23 protein-coding genes are annotated in these 22692 nt (G+C 45.0%); 9 read left to right on the top strand and 14 right to left on the bottom strand.

Annotated elements, in window-relative coordinates:
- Positions 1-8: 8 nt before the first annotated feature.
- The 5 genes from Q4Q57_RS07970 to radC form a co-directional block, all read right to left on the bottom strand.
- Positions 9-542, bottom strand: coding sequence for a PH domain-containing protein (locus Q4Q57_RS07970; protein WP_259484161.1), 534 nt, complete (start codon positions 540-542; stop codon positions 9-11).
- Between the two features lie 119 nt (positions 543-661).
- Positions 662-1981, bottom strand: coding sequence for an amino-acid N-acetyltransferase (gene argA, locus Q4Q57_RS07965; RefSeq protein ID WP_006079872.1), 1320 nt, complete (start codon positions 1979-1981; stop codon positions 662-664).
- A gap of 323 nt (positions 1982-2304) precedes the next feature.
- Complete coding sequence (gene rpmG, locus Q4Q57_RS07960; RefSeq protein WP_006079871.1) at positions 2305-2478, bottom strand: 50S ribosomal protein L33; 174 nt, start codon at positions 2476-2478, stop codon at positions 2305-2307.
- A gap of 6 nt (positions 2479-2484) precedes the next feature.
- Entirely contained in the window at positions 2485-2721 is a 237-nt protein-coding gene (gene rpmB, locus Q4Q57_RS07955) for a 50S ribosomal protein L28 (protein ID WP_006079870.1), read from the bottom strand.
- Between the two features lie 121 nt (positions 2722-2842).
- Positions 2843-3520: a RadC family protein gene (radC, locus tag Q4Q57_RS07950; RefSeq protein ID WP_006079869.1), complete on the bottom strand. Its 678-nt coding sequence runs from the start codon at positions 3518-3520 to the stop codon at positions 2843-2845.
- A 122-nt stretch (positions 3521-3642) separates the two neighbouring features.
- Here radC and coaBC point away from each other — a divergent pair, with 122 nt between their 5' ends.
- From coaBC to folE, 5 genes are all read left to right on the top strand, one after another.
- Entirely contained in the window at positions 3643-4863 is a 1221-nt protein-coding gene (gene coaBC / locus Q4Q57_RS07945; RefSeq protein WP_259511945.1) for a bifunctional phosphopantothenoylcysteine decarboxylase/phosphopantothenate--cysteine ligase CoaBC, read from the top strand.
- The gene (gene dut / locus Q4Q57_RS07940) at positions 4860-5318 is read left to right on the top strand and encodes a dUTP diphosphatase (protein ID WP_006079867.1); all 459 of its coding nucleotides are present in this window, start codon (positions 4860-4862) and stop codon (positions 5316-5318) included. The genes coaBC and dut overlap by 4 nt, the downstream gene beginning before the upstream one ends.
- A gap of 34 nt (positions 5319-5352) precedes the next feature.
- Positions 5353-5946 (top strand): nucleoid occlusion factor SlmA, encoded by a 594-nt coding sequence (slmA, locus tag Q4Q57_RS07935; RefSeq protein ID WP_006079866.1) that lies wholly within the window; start codon positions 5353-5355, stop codon positions 5944-5946.
- A 134-nt stretch (positions 5947-6080) separates the two neighbouring features.
- Positions 6081-8069, top strand: coding sequence for a S9 family peptidase (locus Q4Q57_RS07930; RefSeq protein WP_311890491.1), 1989 nt, complete (start codon positions 6081-6083; stop codon positions 8067-8069).
- 270 nt (positions 8070-8339) lie between these two features.
- The gene (gene folE, locus Q4Q57_RS07925) at positions 8340-8990 is read left to right on the top strand and encodes a GTP cyclohydrolase I FolE (protein ID WP_006079864.1); all 651 of its coding nucleotides are present in this window, start codon (positions 8340-8342) and stop codon (positions 8988-8990) included.
- A gap of 177 nt (positions 8991-9167) precedes the next feature.
- On the opposite strand, the gene pyrE is transcribed toward folE, so the two are convergent.
- Both pyrE and rph read right to left on the bottom strand, forming a co-directional pair.
- Positions 9168-9809 (bottom strand): orotate phosphoribosyltransferase, encoded by a 642-nt coding sequence (pyrE, locus tag Q4Q57_RS07920; RefSeq protein WP_006079863.1) that lies wholly within the window; start codon positions 9807-9809, stop codon positions 9168-9170.
- 176 nt (positions 9810-9985) lie between these two features.
- On the bottom strand, positions 9986-10699 hold the full coding sequence (gene rph, locus Q4Q57_RS07915; protein ID WP_006079862.1) for a ribonuclease PH: 714 nt from the start codon (positions 10697-10699) through the stop codon (positions 9986-9988).
- Between the two features lie 211 nt (positions 10700-10910).
- On the opposite strand from rph, the gene Q4Q57_RS07910 reads away from it, so the two are divergent.
- Positions 10911-11774 carry a YicC/YloC family endoribonuclease gene (locus tag Q4Q57_RS07910; RefSeq protein ID WP_311890490.1) on the top strand — a complete coding sequence of 288 codons (864 nt, stop codon included), beginning with the start codon at positions 10911-10913 and terminating at the stop codon, positions 11772-11774.
- A gap of 146 nt (positions 11775-11920) precedes the next feature.
- Positions 11921-12247 (top strand): hypothetical protein, encoded by a 327-nt coding sequence (locus Q4Q57_RS07905; RefSeq protein WP_311890489.1) that lies wholly within the window; start codon positions 11921-11923, stop codon positions 12245-12247.
- A 273-nt stretch (positions 12248-12520) separates the two neighbouring features.
- On the opposite strand, the gene Q4Q57_RS07900 is transcribed toward Q4Q57_RS07905, so the two are convergent.
- The 3 genes from Q4Q57_RS07900 to Q4Q57_RS07890 form a co-directional block, all read right to left on the bottom strand.
- Positions 12521-13828, bottom strand: a complete 1308-nt coding sequence (locus Q4Q57_RS07900) for a type II toxin-antitoxin system HipA family toxin (RefSeq protein ID WP_311890488.1) — start codon at positions 13826-13828, stop codon at positions 12521-12523.
- Positions 13828-14109, bottom strand: coding sequence for a helix-turn-helix domain-containing protein (locus Q4Q57_RS07895; RefSeq protein WP_311890487.1), 282 nt, complete (start codon positions 14107-14109; stop codon positions 13828-13830). Before Q4Q57_RS07895 ends, Q4Q57_RS07900 begins: the two co-directional genes overlap by 1 nt.
- A 389-nt stretch (positions 14110-14498) precedes the next feature.
- Positions 14499-15632, bottom strand: a complete 1134-nt coding sequence (locus Q4Q57_RS07890) for a hypothetical protein (protein WP_311890486.1) — start codon at positions 15630-15632, stop codon at positions 14499-14501.
- A gap of 178 nt (positions 15633-15810) precedes the next feature.
- On the opposite strand from Q4Q57_RS07890, the gene Q4Q57_RS07885 reads away from it, so the two are divergent.
- The gene (locus Q4Q57_RS07885; RefSeq protein WP_220777523.1) at positions 15811-16449 is read left to right on the top strand and encodes an ERCC4 domain-containing protein; all 639 of its coding nucleotides are present in this window, start codon (positions 15811-15813) and stop codon (positions 16447-16449) included.
- 34 nt (positions 16450-16483) lie between these two features.
- On the opposite strand, the gene yjjG is transcribed toward Q4Q57_RS07885, so the two are convergent.
- The 3 genes from yjjG to Q4Q57_RS07870 form a co-directional block, all read right to left on the bottom strand.
- A complete protein-coding gene (yjjG, locus tag Q4Q57_RS07880; protein WP_311890485.1) occupies positions 16484-17188 on the bottom strand; it encodes a pyrimidine 5'-nucleotidase in 705 nt (234 codons plus the stop codon).
- A 111-nt stretch (positions 17189-17299) separates the two neighbouring features.
- Entirely contained in the window at positions 17300-17725 is a 426-nt protein-coding gene (locus Q4Q57_RS07875) for a DMT family transporter (RefSeq protein WP_311890484.1), read from the bottom strand.
- A 23-nt stretch (positions 17726-17748) separates the two neighbouring features.
- Positions 17749-18246, bottom strand: coding sequence for a DMT family transporter (locus Q4Q57_RS07870; RefSeq protein ID WP_311890483.1), 498 nt, complete (start codon positions 18244-18246; stop codon positions 17749-17751).
- Between the two features lie 270 nt (positions 18247-18516).
- Here Q4Q57_RS07870 and Q4Q57_RS07865 point away from each other — a divergent pair, with 270 nt between their 5' ends.
- A complete protein-coding gene (locus tag Q4Q57_RS07865; RefSeq protein ID WP_311890482.1) occupies positions 18517-19413 on the top strand; it encodes a LysR substrate-binding domain-containing protein in 897 nt (298 codons plus the stop codon).
- A gap of 3 nt (positions 19414-19416) precedes the next feature.
- Here Q4Q57_RS07865 and Q4Q57_RS07860 read toward each other — a convergent pair whose 3' ends face one another.
- Positions 19417-22584 carry a DUF3427 domain-containing protein gene (locus tag Q4Q57_RS07860; protein WP_311890481.1) on the bottom strand — a complete coding sequence of 1056 codons (3168 nt, stop codon included), beginning with the start codon at positions 22582-22584 and terminating at the stop codon, positions 19417-19419.
- Positions 22585-22692: the final 108 nt, after the last annotated feature.

Below are 22692 nucleotides of genomic sequence, written 5' to 3'. Positions count from 1 at the left end.
ATACACAGTTACAGAAGTGATGATGACTTCTGTAACTGTGCTAAAAATTCACTTCCTTGCGGCACTGTCAGTAATAAACTGTAGCCTTTAGTCGTTGGCACTAACACTAACTGCGATTTATCTGTTATCGCCAGAAATGCTCTACCTTTTCCCTGCAAATTAAACCAGCCTAATTGAAACCCTGGCATGCCTATGCCGTTGGTTTTAAAGCTCGGCGTTAAATCAGCCTCTTGCTGCAAATCGACTATCCGCGCCTCGGCGGGCAATAAATCTACGCGGGATAACTGCACTTTATAGAAGGGCACATCCACTGTGAGCTCAGTATCGGTTAACACTAATTCGGCACTATTGGATTGATAAAAAACCCATGAAAATCCGCCCATCATCACCAGCAATATGCCTAAACTCGCCGACTTCGCTATCTTAGGCATATTTTTTAGCCATAACATCAGCAAGATACCCGCTAAACCGAGCAATAAGACGATAAAACTGAAGATAGAGGTCTGGGTGAAAGGGGCGAGTTCGAAGTATTGAGGACTCATTGGCAGCATCTCCCGTGCAGTGAAGCCTTAATCTGCCAACAAAGACATATTATGTCAATAGAAATGCCAGCGCTAATACGAGTACTAGGCTGGCATTGATTAGATTGAGTTAGAACGGCTTAGAGATCGAGCGCGAGAATTTTTGAACGACGTTGATAGTTATACAACTGCTTTTTCTTCTGTGGCAGCGCTTCAACATCTTCAATTACAAAACCATGCTCTAGGAACCAGTGGATACTGCGAGTTGTCAGCGCAAACAAGCGTGAATAGCCGCGGTTTCTGGCCTGATTGATTATGTTCTTTAGCAGCAAACTGCCTCTGTCGGCATCGCGATAATCGGGATGCACCACCAAACAGGCAAACTCGCCCGCATTGTCCTCTTCAAAAGGATAGAGTGCAGCGCAACCAATCACTAAACCATCGCGTTCAATCAACATGAACTGTTCGATTTCGATCTCGAGCTGCTCACGGCTACGACGCACCAGAATGCCTTGTTCCTCCAATGGACGAATAAGGTTCAGTACACCGCCAATATCTGCGATCGACGCACAGCGTAAACGCTCGGCACTCTCAGTCACGATTTGCGTACCTATCCCTTCGCGAGAAAATAGTTCCTGCAACAAGGCGCCATCTTCGAGGTAGCTGACTAAGTGACAACGCGGTACGCCATTGCGGCAAGCATCGATACTGGCTTTCAAAAAAGCCATAGTGCCAACGCAGGCAGAACCTTGCTCGGCCAGCTTGCTCATGATGTTTTGCGCATCGTTTGGCATCAATTCGGCAATCACGTCGCCATTGCGATCGAGAATACCGTTCTGTGAGCTAAAACCGATCATCTTGTCGGCTTTGAGCTTTATCGCCACTTGGGTCGCGATTTCCTCGGCGGTTAAATTAAAGCTTTCACCGGTCACAGAAGCCGCAATCGGCCCCATCAACACGATGCAGTGATTATCTAACTGACGTTTTAAGCCTTGCACATCGATACGACGCACTCTGCCGCTTAAGCAAAAATCGATGCCATTATCCACGCCTAATGGCTGGGCAATCACAAAGTTGCCGCTCACTAAGTTAATTTGCGCACCTTGCATCGGCGTATTGCTTAAACTCATGGATAAACGCGCTGTGATATCAAATTGCAGTGCACCCGCAACTTGCTTGATCACTTTGAGCGAGTCTTCATCCGTAATACGCACGCCTTCGTGGTAGGCAGGTTCGATACCGTTGACTGCTAATGCAGCATCAATCTGCGGCCTAGCGCCATACACCAACACCACTTTAATCCCTAAACTGTGCAGCAGGGCGACATCATTTAAGATGGCGCGGAAGTGATTCTGAGCCAAAGCTTCACCACCCAGCATGACCACAAAAGTTTTACCTCTGTGAGCATTAACATAGGGGGCAGAGTGACGAAATCCATCAACCAGTTCAGTGGTACGCACGCGTTATTTACACCTCATTTTTGAGCTGGCAGCGTCACGATGACATGCCAGGAATGAATCGCTAACTTTCGCGTATGGTATTGCATTTTAATTCACATATAAAGAATTTATTCTCACTAAAGTGCAGTTTTAATGATTTAAAGTGCTTAGAACCGCACTATTTTATATTTTCAGCAAGTGTTCACACTTTTTTAACTTCACAGGGGATGATTCAGCGGCTTAAGTTTGCGAGGCAATTATCTCAACTTGATGACTAACTACTAAAAAAAGCGCAAAAAAAAGCCCCTTAAATAAGGGGCTTTTCTCGAAACACTAACCAAGGATTACTTGATTTTTGCTTCTTTGTAGATAACGTGCTGACGAATAACTGGATCAAATTTTTTGATTTCCATTTTTTCAGGCATGTTACGCTTGTTTTTTTCAGTTGTGTAGAAGTGACCAGTTTTAGCTGTAGAAACTAATTTGATCTTCTCACGATTACCTTTAGCTTTAGCCATGATCTATTATACCTTCTCGCCACGAGCACGAAGTTCAGCAACAACAACTTCGATACCTTTTTTGTCGATCAGACGAATACCTTTAGTAGATACACGTAACTGTACGAAACGCTTTTCTTCTTCTAACCAAAAACGGTGGTTTTGTAGGTTAGGTAAAAAACGACGACGGGTCGCGTTTTTTGCGTGCGAACGGTTGTTACCAACCATCGGCTTCTTGCCAGTAACTTGGCATACTCTTGACATGTCAATCTTCTCCAAAAACAATTTTAACGCTCGAGCATTAATGTGCCTCGTATGGCCGTCGCCCGAGGCACAAAGAGGGCGCATTTTATACACGATCACAGAGTGAAGATCAAGTGTTAGATTAATTAATCCAGCCTCGTTCTGCAAAAGAAACTATCTCTCGATCACCTACAACCATATGGTCCAATAAGGATACGTCTATGGTTGCTAACGCATTTTTTAATCGCTCAGTTATTCGTCGGTCAGCCTGACTGGGCTCGGCAATACCAGACGGATGATTATGACAAACTATAACTGCTGCGGCCTTTTTCTCCAGCACTAAGCTCACCACTTCACGTGGGTACACTGAGGCTGAGTCTATTGTACCGCGGAATAATTCGACAAATTGAATCACTCTATGCTGGCTATCCAGCAGTAAAACTGCGAACACTTCATAGGAGCGATCGGCCAATTGTCGCATTAAATAGTCCCGAGTTAAATCGGGATTTGTTAAAACTTGACCTCTTTGCAGATTTTCCTGCGCTACACGCCGCGCTAATTCGGCCGCAGCTTGAAGCTGGGCGTATTTTACAGGTCCTACGCCCGGAAGTCGACATACCTGATTTCGAGGAGCACAAAGCAGGTTTCTGAGGCCACCAAACTCGCTAATAAGAGACCTTGCAAGATCAACCGCGTTTAATCCCGCCAAACCGTTCCGCAGTAATACCGCCAATAACTCCGCATCCGACAGTTGCCCCGCCCCTTTTTGTAACAGTTTATCTCTGGGACCTTCCCCCTCAGGCCAATCTTTAATGCCCATGCGACCTCCCTGTCATCTCACATATTTTCACTTTACTGAGTATGGACGAGATTTTTTGAACTGGGAGAGTCACTAAAATTCACCGCTTTGTGATATTGTTGGCGGCATTATTTCTATCTCGGATGATGTCTGTGAGTCTGACAAATAAAAACGTCCTGCTGGGCATTGGTGGCGGTATTGCGGCCTATAAAAGTGCTGATTTAGTCCGTCGCTTAAAAGAGCGTGGCTTTGATGTGCGCGTGGTGATGAGCCAAAGTGCGATGGAATTTATCACGCCTTTGACGCTGCAAGCGTTATCTGGACATCCCGTTGCCTCAAGCCTGCTCGATCCTGCGGCAGAAGCAGCCATGGGCCACATAGAACTCGCTCGTTGGGCAGATCTCGTCATCATCGCCCCTGCAACCGCAAACCTATTGGCGCGGATTAATGCTGGCATGGCCGATGAGCTGATCACCACCACGTGTCTTGCCACTGAGGCGCCAATTGCCCTGTGTCCGGCAATGAATCAGCAGATGTACCGTAATCTGGCGACGCAGGCGAATTTAACCAGTCTGGCATCCCGCGGCTTTACCCTTTGGGGACCTGCAAGTGGCAGTCAGGCCTGTGGTGAAGTGGGTCCTGGACGCATGCTCGAACCGCTAGAAATTGCCGAGCTAGCCAGTGTTTTTTTTGCAACAAAAGAAGTCTCTGCGCTGCCTCTTGCAGGCCAGTCAGTACTGATTACCGCAGGGCCAACCCGTGAGGCAATTGATCCCGTCAGATACATTTCGAATCACAGTTCTGGAAAAATGGGCTTTGCCTTAGCCAAAGCCGCGGCAGATATGGGCGCAACAGTCACCTTAGTCTCTGGTCCAGTGAATCTAAGCACCCCAGAAGGCGTGACCCGCATTGATGTTGAATCGGCGCAAAATATGCTTGACGCTGTGATGGATAACGTTGATAAAAAAGATATTTTTATTGGCTGCGCCGCAGTAGCTGACTATCGCATTAGCGACATAGCCACCTGTAAGATCAAAAAATCGGCAGAAGAAATGCAACTTGCGCTGGTGAGGAATCCTGATATCTTAGCCACGGTTGCGAGCTTACCTAACCGTCCTTTTGTGGTGGGATTCGCCGCAGAAACCCATGATGTAGAAGCCTATGCGCGCGATAAACTCAAACGTAAAAACTTGAATATGATCGCCGCAAACGACGTTTCCGTTGCTGGTCTAGGCTTTAATGCCGATGCCAATGCCCTGCGCGTGTTCTGGCCGCACGGCAGTCAAGACTTGCCTGCCACTGACAAACTCACGCTGGCACGGCAATTACTTTCGTTGATAGTGAAAGAAAAAACAAATACATGAAAACACCGATTGAATTAAAAATTCTCGACTCCCGTATCGGCTCAGAATTTCCTTTACCTGCCTACGCTACACCTGGCAGTGCAGGCATGGATCTTCGTGCCATGATCGACACGACTTTGACTATAGCACCGGGTGAAACCGTGCTTATTCCAACGGGGATTGCCATTCATGTTGCCGATCAAGGACTGGCTGCAGTGATTTTGCCGCGCTCAGGTCTTGGCCATAAACACGGTATCGTACTGGGGAATCTGGTCGGACTCATCGATTCAGATTACCAAGGACCCTTAATGGTGTCTTGCTGGAATCGTAGCGACAGTCCTTTTGCCTTAGAAATTGGCGATCGTCTCGCACAACTGGTGTTTGTTCCTGTAGTACAAGCACAATTCAAACTCGTTGATGAGTTCGACAGCTCAGATCGTGGTGAAGGCGGATTTGGCCATTCAGGCACTAAATAATCCCCTAAGTCGTTATTGAGCCAAGGATACTGCAATGGCTGTAAGCCCAAAAATTAATCGTCGTGAACATATTTTGCAATGCCTAGCGCAAATGCTAGAAACCAACCCAGGACAAAGGATCACCACAGCGAAACTGGCCTCAGAAGTCGGTGTATCGGAAGCCGCCCTATACCGTCACTTCCCGAGTAAAGCACGGATGTTCGAAGGCTTAATCGAATTTATCGAAGAGTCGTTATTGTCGCGCATCAATTTAATCATGGATGACGAAAAAGACACCATGAAGCGCTGCCAACTGGTGCTGCAACTGTTACTGATCTTTGCCGAGCGTAACCCAGGTATTTCCCGCGTACTCAATGGTGATGCGCTGCTCGGAGAAAACGAGCGTCTGCGCAGCCGCATTAGTAATTTATTTGCCAAAATTGAAACCCAGTTGAAGCAAATACTACGGGAAAAAACCCTGCGGGAAGGCAAAGGCTTCAACTTAGACGAAGCCATATTAGCCAATTTACTGTTAGCCTTTGCCGAAGGGCGAATCGCTCAATTTGTACGAAGTGAATTCAAACTCAAACCTACCACACACTTCGATGAACAGTGGCGTTTTATCCAGCACCAACTTCTACAAAGCTAATGATTTTTCAACATAAAGGACGGTAACTACTGTCCTTTTTTTCTATATTCCTTCCTTGTTTCACTACCTCTTTTGTTTTATCCTCGAAAAACATTTTCAGAACAAAAAACACAATGATTTTACAAGGATGTCAGATGAAACCCTTCCAATTAGCCACTTTGGTTACGCTTTGCTTGCCTATGCTGCCCCTAAACACTTTTGCGGCCGATACCACTGCAAGCAATACCGTGTTGCTAGCACAACAGTTCAGTAAAGGTGATGAATATTCAAATGTTAAAATATCTCCTACTGGCAAATACTTAAGTGCAATCACGAGTGTCGAGGGTAAAAACGTTCTCTTAGTCTTAGACACCCAAACCAAAAAACTCCTCAATGCGATACGTTTTCCCAGTAATGCTCAAGTCGGCGACTATGAATGGGCCAATAGTGAGCGACTGGTACTGGCAAAAGAATACCTAAAAGGCTGGAGAGATGTTCCTCAGTACTACGGAGAATTATTAGCCATAAATGCCGATGGTTCACGAAAGGCTTATCTATTTGGCTTCGAGAGTGGCGAGCAACAAACAGGTTCAAATATTAAGAAAAATACTGCAATAAATGCCACAGCATTTATTCTCGATCCTCTGCCGGATGATGAGCGCTACATGCTAGTTAACGCTATTCCATGGAACGATAGGATCAATCTTGACTTTGAACTATCACAAGATGTATATCGAGTAGACCTATTTACTGGGGTTCGTAAGCGCATCACAGGCTCACCCATCGGCCAAGCCCGCTTTATGACAGACCATCAAGGGGAAGTTCGCTTCGTTGCCGGAGAGGACAATAAAAACATCACTAAAGTGTTCTACCGTAAAGACGGTAACTGGGTAAATACCGATAAACTCAATCTAGGTCTTGCTGATTTTAAACCACTCTCCTTTACCGATGATAAAAATACGATTTATGCCGCAGGTCGCTCCCAAGGTGAAACCTTAGGGGTGTATAAAATTAATCTCGAAACGGGTGATAAAACTGAAATCATTCAGGATGAAAATGTTGACCCTAGCAACTTTTGGATTAACGGCACCAATAAACAACTTTACGCCGTCGAGTTTGAAAATGGCTACCCAAGTTATGCCTTCGTCGATAATGAGGATACACACGCGAAATTGCTAAAAGATCTGCTTGGTGCTCTCCCTGGCCATCAAGTACGAATTGTTAGCGAAACCCGAGATGCAGAAAAACTCGTTGTACTTGCATTTAATGATCGTAATCCTGGTGATTACTACATATTTGATACGAAAAAACTGAAACTTGAATACTTAGCCGCCGCAAAGAAATGGCTCGACCCAGAACAAATGGCTGAGGTAAAGCCCATCAGTTTCACCAGTCGTGATGGTAAACAACTCCATGGATATCTAACTCTACCCTTTGGTAAAGAAGCTAAAAATCTGCCCTTAGTCGTCAATCCACACGGTGGTCCACACGGTATTCGTGACTGGTGGGGCTTTGACCCGCAAAACCAATATCTAGCGAGCCAAGGTATAGCCGTTCTTCAGGTCAACTTCCGTGGCTCGGGTGGATATGGCGATCAATTTGAGCGCGCTGGTTATCAAAAATGGGGTTCAGAAATTCAATACGATATCATCGACGGCACCCAATATGTCATTGATCAAGGTTTCGCCGATAAGGAACACATCTGTATTGTTGGCGGCAGTTTTGGTGGTTACAGCGCCTTACAAAGCGCCGTACTTGCTCCTGATATGTTTAAATGCGCCATAGGTGTAGCTGGCGTATATGATCTTGAACTGATGTTTGATGAAGGCGATGTTGCCAGTAGGCGCTCAGGCACTAGCTATCTCAAGGATGTGCTTGGCCAAGATAAAGCGGTACTAAAAGCAATGTCTCCTTCTGAAAACGTCGATAAACTCAAAGCAAACATACTATTGGTGCATGGTGGTGAAGATGAGCGAGCGCCAATTGAGCAACTCGAATCCCTCGAGAAGGGCCTAAAAGCTCACAATTATCCTTACCAAAAACTGGTAATGGACAATGAAGGGCACGGTTTTTATAACGATGAGCATAGAGCGAAATATTATGAACAAATGCTCAGCTTCCTAAAAACTAATCTAAAACTTTAGGATTGACTCAAACTTACCGTCACTGCCAGTCTACACTCGATTGGCAGTGGCTGATTTAAAGCCGATATCCGATAAGGACTATCGGCTTTTTCATGTGGCCCATGAGTGTTTTTCGGTATGAATTATCTGCAATTCGCGCTATCCTCCTCCCCCTATTCTTGCCCTAGCGAGAATAACAATAATTTGTATCTGATGCTGAACAGCCCAAGTACCACTCGATGCTCAGCATAGGTTTTCTGTTATAGCCGCTACGACGTAGTGGAGGATAAGATGGCATTAAGTGAAGCAGCAGTAAAAGTACAAGCCGCGTTATTAGAACGTGGGCTTGAAACCCCAATGCTCCCAAGCGTTTACAGCAGTGAAGAACGTAAAGACAAGATTGAACATCATATGAAAGAAATCCTGACATTAATGTCATTGGATCTGTCAGACGATAGCCTTGCCGATACGCCGCGCCGCATTGCTAAAATGTACGTCGATGAAATCTTCTCCGGCTTAGATTATGCGAACTTCCCTAAGATCACGGTTATCGACAATAAGATGGGCTTCGATGAAATGGTGCGAGTGCAGGACATTAGCCTCACCAGTACCTGCGAACACCATTTAGTGACGATCGATGGCACTGCGACAATAGCTTATCTACCACGCAAAAAAATCATTGGTTTATCAAAGATTAATCGCATCGTGCGTTTCTTTGCCCAACGTCCACAGGTGCAAGAGCGTTTGACTCAGCAAGTGTTAGTCGCGCTACAAACCTTGCTCGAAACCAAAGACGTGGCGGTTAAAATGGATGCAGTGCATTACTGCGTAAAATCCCGTGGCGTGATGGACTCAACCAGTTCGACCACTACCACAGCGCTGGGCGGCATTTTCAAATCTAACCCTGCGACCCGCGCCGAGTTTTTGCACCAGTCTAAATAAATGTATTGAAACTTAACGCTATTTAAAACGTGCCTAAATCAATAGCAATCAATACAGCTCAATAAAAAACGCTGCGATTCCTTCTATAGAATCGCAGCGTTTTTTGTTTTCATACCCACTCAATCAAACCTTTCTCAACCTAGCTAAGATCAATGCTGGCTGATTAACTGATTTCACTTAAATGCCGTATTGCTCGCGGTACTGGCTCACGGCGGCAAGTTGCACTTCCATTCCAGGCTTTTCTGATAAATAGCTAATGAGGTCGGCAAGTTTAATGATCGCCACTATGCCGCAGCCAAAATCACGCTCAACCTCTTGAATAGCAGATAACTCGCCCTTGCCTTTCTCTTGCCTGTCTAAGGCAATCAATACGCCCGCTAATTGAGCTTTATGGGCTTCGATGATTTCCATCGACTCACGAATTGCCGTACCTGCGGTGATCACGTCGTCTACCAACATAACGCGGCCTTTCAGCTCGCTACCAACTAAGCTGCCACCTTCGCCGTGATCTTTTTTCTCTTTGCGGTTAAAGCAGTAAGGAATATCGATATCGTGGTGTTCACACAGGGCAACCGCCGTAGTGGTCGCAATCGGAATGCCTTTGTAAGCTGGACCAAACAGCAAATCGTAATCAATGCCTGAATCCACTAACGCAGCAGCATAGAAACGGCCTAAACGCGCTAAATCACGGCCAGTATTGAACAAACCCGCATTGAAGAAATAAGGACTGATACGACCCGATTTAAGGGTAAATTCGCCAAATCGCAACACCTGACGTTCTAGGGCAAATTCAATAAACTCACGTTGATAGGCTTTCACAATATCTCCTTACGACTCTGTATTTTATTGGTTTTTATTAGGTAATGTTTTATTGGGCAACATTTAATTCGGTACAGGGCTTGTCTAACACTAGCATCTTGCTGCAGATAAAAAGTTGCAGCTAATAAAAAGCCCCGCACTCTGTAACATGACGGGGCTTTTTCATCACCACACTATTAGTTCAGTGCGGCTTTCTGCACATCGACGATTTCACGAATACTGTTCTTCGCCAATGCCAACAGTTCGAGTAATTCTTCGTGGCTGAACGGCTCGCCTTCGGCGGTGCCTTGAATTTCGATGATCTTGCCCGTTTCCGTCATCACCACGTTCATGTCAGTTTCAGCGGCGCTGTCTTCGATATATTCTAGATCGCTGATCGCTTCCCCCTTGTAAATACCGACGCTGACTGCAGCGATAAGGAATTTCAGCGGGTTAGATTTAATGATACCTTTACCACGTGCCCAGTTCAGCGCATCTACTAAGGCCACACAAGCGCCAGTGATAGAAGCAGTGCGCGTGCCACCGTCAGCTTGGATCACATCACAATCGATCACGATAGTGTTTTCGCCTAGAGCTTTCATATCCACACAAGCGCGCAGAGCACGACCGATAAGACGTTGAATTTCTTGCGTACGGCCAGATTGCTTACCGCGAGCGGCTTCACGATCCATACGGCTATGGGTCGAACGTGGCAACATGCCGTATTCCGCCGTCACCCAGCCTTGACCCTGACCTTTAAGGAAACGTGGCACACCTTCAGTAAAACTGGCGGTACAAAGCACTTTCGTTTCGCCAAATTCCACTAACACAGAACCTTCGGCATGGGCCGTAAACTGGCGAGTGATAGTGATGGGACGAGTTTGTGCTGGCGTTCTGTTACTTGGACGCATGCGAGATTCCTGTATTCTGAGTCATTGACCGATTTTGGCTGCATATTATAAGGGCTTGAGCCTTAGGATGCCATGCTTAGGGTGATTCTCTGGCAAACTCATCACACTCAAACGCCTAATCCGTGTCCCTATTCGCTGTATGCCTTTAATCCTAAAGCCATTGACTCTATAATCGCCTCTCATTATGACGATTAAACCATTAGGACAACCCATGATCCAAAGCATGACAGCCTACGCTCGTATCGAGCACAAAGCACAATGGGGCACTGCCTCTTGGGAAATTCGCTCAGTCAATCAACGTTATCTCGAAACTTACCTACGTTTACCCGAGCAATTCCGCAGTTTCGAACCCGTACTGCGCGACCGCCTACGTAAACGCTTAAGCCGCGGCAAAGTTGAAGTCAATCTGCGCTACGAATTGACAGACAACAGCAATAACGAGCTGCAATTGAATCAAGCGCTGGCCAAACAGCTATTGGGCGCCGCCACTTGGCTCAAGCAAGAAGCGGGACAAGGCGATGTAAATCTGACCGACATCCTACGCTGGCCGGGCGTACTAGCGAGCGGTGAACAAGATATGGATGCCATCGGCGCCGATCTGATGACAGCCTTCGATTCAGCCATAGATCAATTCATCGAAGCCCGTGGCCGTGAAGGCGAAGCCATCAAAGACATGCTGCTAAGCCGCTTAGATGGCGTGAGCGAGCAAATCGCCGTCGTACGCGAGCACATGCCTACTGTGATGCTATATCAACGCGAAAAGCTCACCAACCGCCTTGCAGAAATCAAAGGTGAACTCGACCCAGCCCGCATCGAGCAAGAAATGGTGCTACTGGCACAGAAACAAGATGTAGCCGAAGAAATGGATCGCCTCGAAGCCCATGTGGCCGAAGCCCGCCGCATCCTCAAAAAAGGCGGCAGCGAAGGTCGCCGTTTAGATTTTATGATGCAAGAATTTAACCGCGAATCGAACACGCTCGCCTCTAAATCCATCAGCACTGAGATCACCTCAGCCGCAGTGGAACTTAAAGTTCTCATCGAGCAAATGCGCGAGCAGATCCAAAACGTTGAGTAATGATAGTAAACACATTTTAGAGACCAAAAAGCCCTTAATGTAAGGGCTTTTTGTATTTTATGGCACAGAGGAAAAACCTGTTAAAAGTGCTTTTGAAATGCTCAAAATCGGACGCTATACAGTGCTTTAATACACAAGGATTTGTAATGGAACTAAATACCATACCTACGATTGAATCGCTTTTAGAGCAAAATGCCATCCACTTTATCGGCAATCCTGAATGGACTTACCGTTTTATTGATTTAGTCACCCCTAACAATATCGCGTCACTTTTTTGCTATGGTGGACCCCATGCCCCGAGATTCAAACCTTTTGGCTTATTGGACTCTGTAGAGCTATGTGCGAATACGCCACTCATCGAGTTGGAGACTGAAACAAAACGATTTTTGACACCTGAAGAGCTCAAACAGTATCAATCAGTGAAGAAAATCCATAAATTGCAAAAAGATGAAGAATATTGGCCACATGTTTAATAGCGATACATGCCATACCTGTGCATACAACTTATATGATGTCGTGTATTAATTTAACACCTTGTCCAAGCCACAGTGTTTGCTTCAACAAGATGAAAATGGGTACAGAAAATTAGCATAATTAAGTTGTGGCTGATGTCGATTCAATCGACATGTATTGCGAACATGTTTACAAAGCAGCAATTAATCGACACATACAACTGATTTAAAACTGGAGTAAAAATTGAAACGGCTTGAGTCGATACGATTAATGTCACCTAACCATTACCGTTTCTAAGCTATGCGCTTAATTCTGTCAGTTAAACCGTTCAATATTGAATCCTGTATGTGTGGTGGAAAATCATCTGGCAGCTGCGCTTTAACCTTAACAACCACAGCCTCTACCTTGTCAGCAATGTCGCGCATCATCTCCATCATAATCCCAGTATCAAAGCCCACAGCTTTGGCTGTTAGGATAAAGTGCCGTGGAAAAATTTGATTGATTTGATACTTCTTACCCTTAGCCGCTTTGAGGCCCATAGCGAGCTTGGCATCACGAATATTTAGACCTTTACCACCAATGACGGGGTACATGGATAAAATATCGTAAAAAGGCGTTAGTCGATATCCGCCATCGGCCTCGATGAAGAGTGAGAAGTTTTTAGCATGACCATCGGTTGCGGCTAAAAGCCAAAACAAAACCTGAGACTTGATGAAGTTATATCTGTCGCGCTCCGAGTTCATCGAACCCAATAGATAAGGCATAATTTGTTCAATACCCGGGCCACCATGGCTCTCATATTTCTTCGCTGGTGGGATATTTAATGTCTGACAAAAGTCTTCTTGGGGCAGCCGCATAATCCATGTGCCATCTGAAGAGAGCCTGCGATCGAATCGCTCCACAGCAAGCGCTTTAATATCACCCACTTTGATTATTGAGCACTGGGGTGCATCTAAGCCAAACTCTCTGACTATCATCATGCACAGGTATTCATTCTCGACACTGTCAGACATATCTATGCTGTGGGAGTGGCTGTTTATTTCACCTATGGGCAGCTTAATGATATGGGTAGTGGGTGTCGATTTGATAGGTAATCGCCACTCTCCGTTGAGTTTAAGTAATGCCGTCTTTTCTTGGGCACCGGCAATAGAAATCCTAAAGTCATCGTCATCGGCTAGCATGCCTAAGGGGATATTGGACTGATAACCCTTGAGTACATTTTCCAACTGCTTATCGGATAGCGGTTTAGACTCAATCTTTTTGGTATCAAAGGGGAGCTGACCATGGGGGACAAGCTGTAATGCACCCACACTGTCTTGACCAATTTTAGCGAGTAAGTCAAACGCTTGTGTCGAATCAGCATTATGACGAGCAACGACCCTGTTTCTCACGTCGTGATTGTCAGGTAGCAAATTATCGAAGAAGTTATAAACTTCATCACCTTTATAGGCTTGCTTGCGTAGCGGCATAGACAAAGAAATTGGGCGACTGCCGGATATCGCTAGCCACTGCTGGGCATACGCAAACTGATGAGAGCCTGTGGATGATTTGGTCAATTCACCCACAAGGTAGCCATTCATATAAACATCAAGCACTGCCATTACCACTCCTCCTTCCATTCTTGCTCAGGCACTGTGGCGCTATCATGGCGGCGCTCATCAACCAGCTGTGGATTCCGAACCTTTATATCTAGCTCTAGGTTTAATGCAGAAAGGATCTTAAACAGCGTTTCTAATTTGGTCGAATCCGGGTTCAACTCAAAGCTAGAAACGGTATCCTGGCGAATACCTACCTTGCTCGCCACCTTACTTTGCGAGAGCTGCGCGTTCAGCCGCGCATCTTTTAGATACGTACTCAACTGCTTTGCGTTGGTCACCTTCATGATCGCTTTACCTTTAAACTGTTCTTAACTCTTACTGTACACGCTGAAGCAGGTAAATCAAGATTTACACGCTTAAACCGTTAAAAAACATTCACACGCTATAGGAGTTAAATATAGTTCAACCCGCTACGGCGGGTAGCCTGACCATAAAAAAGACAAAAGAAATGGGGGAGTCATTGCCAAGGAGTGCTGAATTTAATTGAAATGCAGAACCGACATTTAGCTCCAAATGTTGAATAGTGTGTTGTCGTGTTTAACTGCAATCTAATAAATAAAAACCCTGATTTATCAGGGTTTTTATTTGGGTAACTCAATCTAATTCACTTTTAATAAAGCAAAACACATCACTCGTTCACAGCGCCATAGCTATGTGAATTGAAAAAACTAAATCAAAGCGATAGCACAATTTTCTGTAGTGGCTCTAACCGCTTAATCAGTGCTTTACGCTGTTTATTATTGCTAATAAAAACATCAAAATTTTGTTTAAACTCGCTGGAAGATTGTTTTAGTTGATAAGCATCAAACAACACTTGCAAGGTACGGCTGGCATTATCATAGCCACTGGCACACCCACGAGCCGCCTCCTCAAAAGCACTATCCCAATGGCTTTGATGCGCTTTATAAACCGCTTCAAGATGTTCATTACGCAATAACGTCTCACGGGCAAGACGCTCGGCCTCAGCCATGCGATCTTCTTGCATCACTTCTTTTTCTGCTACATGCCAGAATGGATGCAACGATGCAACGGTTACCCAGTGGGAGTACTCTATTGGTGTTTCTTGCGTTCTGAGGAGCGCATACGCATCCGCCGCAAATATTTTCCCTTCATCAAATAAGCGACAAAGCAACGCGTCCTTCTCGGCATCCGTTAGCTTAGCCACCTGCTGCTGTGCCGTTAATACAGTGGTTTGAGGAACATGTGCAGGCATTGACTGCAGCAAAAGATGTAAAGCACGTATCGATGGTAAAGGGATGTCAAAGAGTGTGGTAAATGCCAATTGCGCCTGGGTTAACTGGTGAAAATCAAAGGCTATAAGCGGCAAGGGCTCTAAGGCCATATCATCGTTGGCTTGGCTTAGCCAATGAAAATACAAGACGCGATAATCCCCCGCCAATAACTCCGTCCTTAGCGCCGCCAAATCAAATATAAAGGCTTCCGCATCTTCATCGTCACGGTAGTTATCGTCTTCCTCTAAAGAAAATATCAGTAATTGGTTCTGTTCATTTTCGACAAGAGACACATAATACTCAACATTTATTGCCTTGAAATCACTGGGGATTGTACCTGCTGGCAATTTAAGATACGCATTCACTTGCCCCCAATTGGTGTAATAAAAGCCAATATCAAAAAAATCCATCATTAAGGCTTCTGGATCGGCACTTAAATCACCGTAATGATATTGAACACAAAAGGAGTGGCTAGTGATCTCTGCTCGGCTAGAAATATTCCTTAATCTATTCCGCTGCGGGACCGACAAGCTACTGTTAACACATTCGAATCGATAATACTGATATTCACTCATAGCTAACTCACATTGATTTTCTAGCGCTGTCTTAATGCAGCAGGCCAAACGAACAGATATAGGTATAACTAAATTTTAACTAGGCGACTCAGAAAGCTGAAGACAACTTTTGTGCTTGTTGTTCAGCCTGACTACACTCATAAACAATCCTGAATATGTCACTCGGTTGAGGTTAAAATTGGCAGCGGCTAAAATCCCTCTCTTTTATGACGATAGAGAACATGCAGAAAAAATCATCTATGAGCTGTCACTGCACGAAGATCTCTCACTCATCAAAAAACGCCTAAAATTGGGTGATTATCAACTCAATGGTTGGCTGATTGAACGTAAAACGTTGCCCGATCTCGTGCAATCATTATGCGATGGGCGCCTATTCTCACAGGTGGCCAGATTAGCCCAGAGCCCAAATCATACCGCCCTGCTTATCGAAGGTTATACACAAGATATCGCATGTTACCAGATACGCAGAGAAGCGTTAATCGGGGCGTTGTGCTCGATTTCAATCAATTTCCACATCCCAATACTGCGCAGTTTATCGCAAACTGAAACAGCCAAAATTCTGTATTTTTGCGCCACTCAGTTAAACCGTAGAGAACATGAATTAACCCTCACGGGACGTAAGCCCAAACGCAAGAAAAATCAGCAATTATTCATCTTGCAAAGCCTACCCGAGGTAGGCCCTAAACTCGCCAATAAACTTTTATGCCATTTCGCCAGTGTCGAGGCAGTCGTAACAGCATCTGAAGAGGCATTGATGCAAGTGGGTGGTATAGGTAAAAATAAAGCAAGTAAGATCCGTGAAGTGCTGACTCGCTAAGTGACTTCACAGCATAAGCTGAGTGCCTGTTGACTTACCCGAACAATAAACTATATAGCTCTTGGTGCGAGCTCACTTGATAGTGCGGGGTGATACCGGTAGGTACGTCGTGGCCGTGGACGTTATACCAGCATGTATGAATACCAGCATTGATGCCGCCTTGGATATCTGAATGCGGGTTATCACCGACCATGAGCACAGTCTCGCGCTCAGGATGACCCATGAGTTCGAAGGCGTGCTCGAAGATACCCACATCGGGTTTGGCTATGCCGACTTTTTCTGAAATCACTAAAATATCAAAATGATGCTGCAAGCCTGTACGCTCTAATCGCACGGTTTGCAGCTCAGTGAAACCGTTGGTGATGATGCCTAGTTTAGCTTTACCTTGCAGCGCGGCTAATAACTCACGGGCACCGGGTAGTGGCGAACAAATTTCGGCCATTGCTGATAAAAAGGCACTATTGAGCGTCATGGCCGTGACAGATAATTTGGCTGCCCAAGGCTCGAAACGTATGGTCTGCAACTCGGCGGCAGTTATCTTGCCATCTTGATAATCGACCCAAAGCGGTTTGTTAACTAACTGATACTCGTCAAAATCGGCTTGGGTAAAATCGACCCCAAACTCACTAAACATCAACTTAAGCCCTTTTAAGGCATCAAAATAAAATAGGGTTTCATCGGCGTCAAACAAAATCCATGAATAGGGGATTGTCGATGGAAGAAAAAGATTAGAGGACAACGTACCACTCCTATTAAAACAAAAAAACTCATAATGCCTTGCTACTCAACCGAGTACAAAACTAAAAAATCAGCTTTGCAAGTCTACTCGAAATCGATTGATCACGCTGTTTTAGCTTGATGAACGCTGTTTGATTAAATGTAACAAACCAATACCCGCTAACATCACCAGAACCCCAAACCAAGCTATATAGCTAATGCCATGTAACATGCCATCAATCACAACTCCGGTCAGCATTTGCCCACAAATCACTAATAACGAGCAATACATCGCGCCAAGTTGTGGCAATACCCAACTATTTATCGCCACAAATACAGCGCCGATAATACCGCCCCAATAAACATAGAATGGCGGCTTAATAAGAGCATCATCAGTAGCTTGTAGATATATCAATAAGCTTAATAACACAAAACCGACCACATGATTACAAAGTGACGCCATTAACGCGCCTATTCGCCGAGCCTGCATGCCATTTAAGATGCGACTCAAAGTGATTAAACCGCCATTCAGTAAGGCGATAGCAATAAAAAGTGCCATGGGATAGAGCTCCTAAACTTAAGCTAGTATCTGCTAAAAATCACCAATATGGCGCCCAAACTGATCATGACCATGGCTGCGATTTCAGCAACTGGAATATGTCGCTTTACCATCCCCAAGTAACCCAAACGGTCGCACAAACAACTAAAAACCAATTGCCCAACTAGCATTAAAGCCAGAGTGCCCGCCAGCGCTAAGTCACTATTGACTGACATTGCCGCAAGTACAACTGTCAGTGCTCCAGGGAGCCCACCTAAATACGCCCACCAAGGCAATAGCTGCAAACTTCGGCTGATTTGAGAACTAACAACTTGCTTCCTTGTGAATCTGTGCCACACCCCTAGGGCAGTTAACATTAGTAGTACAGTTAAAATACCCACACCATGTGCAATCCATGATGCCATCAGTGGTGAGCTATAGAGTGCTAATTGGCTGTTCAGTTTGATCATCAGAGCCAGCAAAGCCCCCGAAAACAGGGCTGCCAGTGGCATAATGACCATAAACTTGTTTGATGACTGCATGCGATATGCCTACTATGTTTGTTGCTAAATAGTCTACAGTCTTAATCAATCTTCTATAATCCAGCGAATTTGAAACTCATTGTTGAGCATTAGTTGACGATAACAATCATAAGTGTAGAGTTTATGCCTCATGGACTAACACCAAAGTGCCTACAACTAATTGAATAAATGAAGGGATTGATACGCAAGATCGAAGGAGGGGCATCAAAATCGGCGGCACAGCTAAACAGCTCGACACGCATCTAAGTTGATTAACTCGTGGAACATAGTATGGAACACTTTTCGGCCTTACCTATATTTGTCACTGTGGTGGAATGCGGTAGCTTTTCATTGGCAGGTCAAAAGCTTAGGATCAGTAAATCGGCGGTTAGCAAACGTATTACCCAATTAGAACAAAATCTGGGTATTCAACTCTTGCACCGCACCACTCGCAGCTTGAGTCTCACCGAGGCGGGCACCCGCTATTACGACTATGTTCGCCCCGCCGTTCTACTCGCCCAAGAAGGATTGGATGCGATATCCGAATTGCAACAAGCACCCCAAGGCCATCTACGCATCGCAGTGCCTATGGTATTTGGTCGTCTGTATATCGCCCCTTTGATCCCCGAATTTCTGCGCCGTTACCCAAAAATCCAGCTACAAATGCAAATGGATGATAAGACTACCGATTTGATCGCGGGCGGGTTCGATCTAGCGATTCGCATCGGCGATCTGCCAGATTCTAGCCTTATTGCCCGTAAAATCGCCCCGTGTTTAAGTGTGATTTGCGCATCCCCAAGTTACCTTGCTCAGCATGGCTTACCTGCCACACCTTCGGCATTAACCCAGCACAACTGCTTGTTCTACTCTTATTTTCAAGATGGCGTAGAATGGACCTTCTTAAGCCCGCAGGGCACTACGCGCATTCAGCCGAACGGTAACTACCAAGTCAACAATAGTGATGCCATTCACCAAGCCACACTCGATGGTTTAGGCATAGCCAACCTACCCCATTTCATGGTCGAAGCCGACTTACAAACAGGCCGCCTACAAGCTTTACTCACAGACCATCCCCTCCCCGAACATGGCGTTTATGCGGTTTATCCGCAGAGGAAATATTTGCCGACTAAGGTGAGTGTATTAATTGAGTTTTTGATGGAGAAGCTGGCGAAAAGACTGAGGAAGTAGTACTTAGCCCACTGCCAGTTTAGCCGCGTCATGCCACATTACATCAGGGATTGGTTGTTCTAATCGCCATGTGACATTCATGGGTTGTGAACCGTTATGGCTGACATAATGCACTTTGCCAAAATTCACGAATCCCATAGTGCGGCCATTTTCATCTTTTGACTGCTCTCGAACAAACAACAGCACGGTTTCCCCCAGCTTTTGTTGCTCAATATAACTAAGACCCCTACCTAGTTCTGGCCGCGCGCTATTTTGCGATTGCCAGTGGAACAGATGTTCACTAATGGCATAGTCGTGATACATGGTTGTCGGTGAAAACTGCTTCTCTGATTTGTTTAACGTCACAAATAAACATTCAAGATTTTGCTCATTAATCGCAAGCACACCTTCTCTTGAAGGCGATTTAGCTTCAAATGTGCTTGCACCCATCGCAGCTAAAATTTGCTCACGAGTATAACGAGAATGCACTTTCAATGCGCTGGGCTGCGCTAATTCCAAATCCATTTCTTGATGGTGTATCCGGTTGATCAGTATCGCCAATACGGCCAATAACTCTTCCTGTAACGGTTTGTTGCGTAGCATCTGCAAGCTAGCTGTTAAACTTTTAACGTTTAAAGCCTTACCTGATTTATCCCAAAAGTTGTAGTGGCACATCAAGGCAAACTGATTTTGAATAGGATCTTGCCCGTCAAATACAAAATCATTTTCGCATAACTGTTTGATAAATTTTAAATAGGATAATGAAGTACAGCTGAGTAAGTGGAAGTTAATCGCGCGATAATAAGCCTTGGCTAAATCGGGCTGAACTGCAGGTTCTGCAATCTTATTCCCCTGAACGGCCTCGACTAACAAGGTCCATCCACTTTGGCCATTAATCTTTATGCGATAAATATCTTCAAGGCTCACTTGCGGATTCATGCGTAAAAAATTGCCTAGCGTGAGCGGCAAGTCAGTTTGATGTTTAAAGTTTGCCATTAGACTGGTTAATCGATTGGCATTGAGCGTTGCGCGGCTAATATTACGCAAAATCATCGACTGTGCTTTTTCCTCAAGTTCAATTCGGCACCCTAGCGGTAGATGCGGAAAATCATTGAGAATTTCATCTTTAATCGACTGATTGGTTTTACCGACTAACGCTCTAAATTTCTGAGAAAAATCATATTCATCGCGTGAATTGCCGACAAAATCTAATATTGTGCAGCACTGCTTATCATCGGTGAGACGCAGGCCACGGCCAAGTTGCTGCAGGAATATGGTCAAGCTTTCCGTTGGCCGTAAAAACAACAAAGTGTCCACTTCTGGAATGTCGACACCTTCGTTAAAAATATCCACTACACACAAAATGGATAATTTGCCACTGACCAAGCTCTGCCGTTTTTGTTGCCGTTCAGCGCTATTATCACTGGTCAGCACATCGGCGCTGATCCCAGCCAAATTGAACTTCTTCGCCATATACTCGACGTGTTCCTTGGTGACACAAAAGGCTAATGCCTTAATATTGTCTATATCAGTTACGGTTTCAGCTAGGCTGCGAATAATGCGCGTCACACGCTGATCATTGTGAGTGTATAAATTACTCAGCTCAGCGACGTCATAACGACCACGGCTCCAATTTAACTTGCGAAGATCTGTCGCATCATCGATCGCAAAATATTGAAATGGACATAAATGCCGTTGATTAATGGCTTCGGGTAAACGTATTTCAGCGGCAATGACACCGCAGAAGTCAGCCAAAATATCCACACCATCATGCCGTTCAGGGGTTGCCGTGAGCCCAAGTAAAATCGTCGGCTCAAAATGAGCTAATAGCCCACGGTAACTATTCGCAGCAACGTGATGGACTTCATCAATCACAATATAATCATAAAAATCAGCAACTAATGGCAGGTTATCAAGTTGCAGATTCAAGCTTTGGATAGATGCAAATAAATGTTTGTAACTATTAGGTTTATGCTCTGCTACCCACAACTCGCCAAATTGATTGTTCTTTAACACACCCCGATAAGCGCCGAGGGCTTGCTGTAAAATTTCTTGCCTATGGGCAACAAATAGAAAATTGGCTTCTGGATGCAGTTTATAAAACCGCGCGAAATCGAACGCGGAAATAATCGTCTTACCCGTGCCGGTTGCCGCGACGATGAGATTTTTAAAACGGCCATGAACGCTTCGCTCTACTGCAAGCTGTTCGAGGATTTCTCGCTGATGCGCAAACGGCTTAATGTCAAAATGAAATAAACTCGATTCAGTGCCACTGCCTTTCGCTTCTTTGAGCGCATTGTTTAACTTTTCTTTACTGCTCGTATCACCGCTAAAAAGCTCAAATTCGTTCGATTCCCAGTAAGTTTCAAAGGTACTGAGCGATTTTTCTATGATGTGGGGAATTTCTTGGGTAGTGATCTTAAGGTTCCACTCAAGCCCGCTAGTTAATGCTGAATGCGATAGATTTGAAGAACCGATATAACCGGTATGAAAACCCGTATTCCGTAAAAATAAATAAGACTTTGCATGCAGCCTTTCACGCTTAGTGTTGTAACTTAATTTAACTTGGGTATTGGGTAAACTGGCTAGAAACTCGACGGCTTTAGCATCAGTCGCGCCCATATAAGATGTCGTGATGATACGTAACTCTTTACCACTGCGTGTAAATTCCTCAAGTTCATTTTTGAAGATGCGAATCCCCGCCCACTTGATAAATGACACCAGCCAATAGATTTTATCTGATGAGCGGATCTCACGTTTAAGCTCACTCTCAAGTGATAATCCCGCATTGCTACCGCAAAAAAGCTCGCTCTGAGTCAGCCCCGTTAATGGAAATATGGCAGTCGTATATTTAGGTAAATCAGTCGCTAGCGGATTTTGTTTGTTAAAAAGAGCCGTGAGTATCCGACCTTGGCTATCGATGAGATTTTCATTAATAAAATCATCATCGTTGATGTGATCTTTTAGCCACATCACTAACCGATTAGCCAAACTAATTTGATTGAACACTTGGTTTTCATCTGCTGGAACAGAATTAATCACATATTCAATTACTTTAGTCAGAAAACGCGAGAGCCAAATACTTGCCTCAGCAACCTCTAGCTTCCTTTCTCCAACAAAAAATATGTCCTTATCTAAGCGCTTCTCAACGAGTTGAGTAATCAGCTTTTCGTAAATCCCGACCTGTTCCATAGCCAGATGTGCCCCAAGACTAACAATCAAAGTTGTAGCGAATATATCACATAACAACTTGATTCAAATTGCGATTTTAAGAATGTCTTTTTCGATAGGGAGTGAATA

The sequence above is a fragment of the Shewanella sp. SP2S2-6 genome (genome assembly GCF_031931965.1).
Taxonomy (GTDB): domain Bacteria; phylum Pseudomonadota; class Gammaproteobacteria; order Enterobacterales; family Shewanellaceae; genus Shewanella; species Shewanella baltica.
The sequence above is the reverse complement of the archived record's forward strand: the minus strand, read 5'-3'. Positions and strand labels throughout refer to the sequence as shown.

Bases quoted from the DNA above. Each gene is read 5' to 3' on its own strand.
- Q4Q57_RS07970 (WP_259484161.1), bottom strand. From the start codon at position 542: ATGAGTCCTCAATACTTCGAACTCGCCCCTTTCACCCAGACCTCTATC.
- rpmG (WP_006079871.1), bottom strand. From the start codon at position 2,478: ATGGCTAAAGCTAAAGGTAATCGTGAGAAGATCAAATTAGTTTCTACA.
- rpmB (WP_006079870.1), bottom strand. From the start codon at position 2,721: ATGTCAAGAGTATGCCAAGTTACTGGCAAGAAGCCGATGGTTGGTAAC.
- radC (WP_006079869.1), bottom strand. From the start codon at position 3,520: ATGGGCATTAAAGATTGGCCTGAGGGGGAAGGTCCCAGAGATAAACTG.
- coaBC (WP_259511945.1), top strand. From the start codon at position 3,643: ATGATGTCTGTGAGTCTGACAAATAAAAACGTCCTGCTGGGCATTGGT.
- dut (WP_006079867.1), top strand. From the start codon at position 4,860: ATGAAAACACCGATTGAATTAAAAATTCTCGACTCCCGTATCGGCTCA.
- slmA (WP_006079866.1), top strand. From the start codon at position 5,353: ATGGCTGTAAGCCCAAAAATTAATCGTCGTGAACATATTTTGCAATGC.
- Q4Q57_RS07930 (WP_311890491.1), top strand. From the start codon at position 6,081: ATGAAACCCTTCCAATTAGCCACTTTGGTTACGCTTTGCTTGCCTATG.
- folE (WP_006079864.1), top strand. From the start codon at position 8,340: ATGGCATTAAGTGAAGCAGCAGTAAAAGTACAAGCCGCGTTATTAGAA.
- rph (WP_006079862.1), bottom strand. From the start codon at position 10,699: ATGCGTCCAAGTAACAGAACGCCAGCACAAACTCGTCCCATCACTATC.
- Q4Q57_RS07910 (WP_311890490.1), top strand. From the start codon at position 10,911: ATGATCCAAAGCATGACAGCCTACGCTCGTATCGAGCACAAAGCACAA.
- Q4Q57_RS07905 (WP_311890489.1), top strand. From the start codon at position 11,921: ATGGAACTAAATACCATACCTACGATTGAATCGCTTTTAGAGCAAAAT.
- Q4Q57_RS07900 (WP_311890488.1), bottom strand. From the start codon at position 13,828: ATGGCAGTGCTTGATGTTTATATGAATGGCTACCTTGTGGGTGAATTG.
- Q4Q57_RS07895 (WP_311890487.1), bottom strand. From the start codon at position 14,109: ATGAAGGTGACCAACGCAAAGCAGTTGAGTACGTATCTAAAAGATGCG.
- Q4Q57_RS07890 (WP_311890486.1), bottom strand. From the start codon at position 15,632: ATGAGTGAATATCAGTATTATCGATTCGAATGTGTTAACAGTAGCTTG.
- Q4Q57_RS07875 (WP_311890484.1), bottom strand. From the start codon at position 17,725: ATGGCACTTTTTATTGCTATCGCCTTACTGAATGGCGGTTTAATCACT.
- Q4Q57_RS07870 (WP_311890483.1), bottom strand. From the start codon at position 18,246: ATGCAGTCATCAAACAAGTTTATGGTCATTATGCCACTGGCAGCCCTG.
- Q4Q57_RS07865 (WP_311890482.1), top strand. From the start codon at position 18,517: ATGGAACACTTTTCGGCCTTACCTATATTTGTCACTGTGGTGGAATGC.
- Q4Q57_RS07860 (WP_311890481.1), bottom strand. From the start codon at position 22,584: ATGGAACAGGTCGGGATTTACGAAAAGCTGATTACTCAACTCGTTGAG.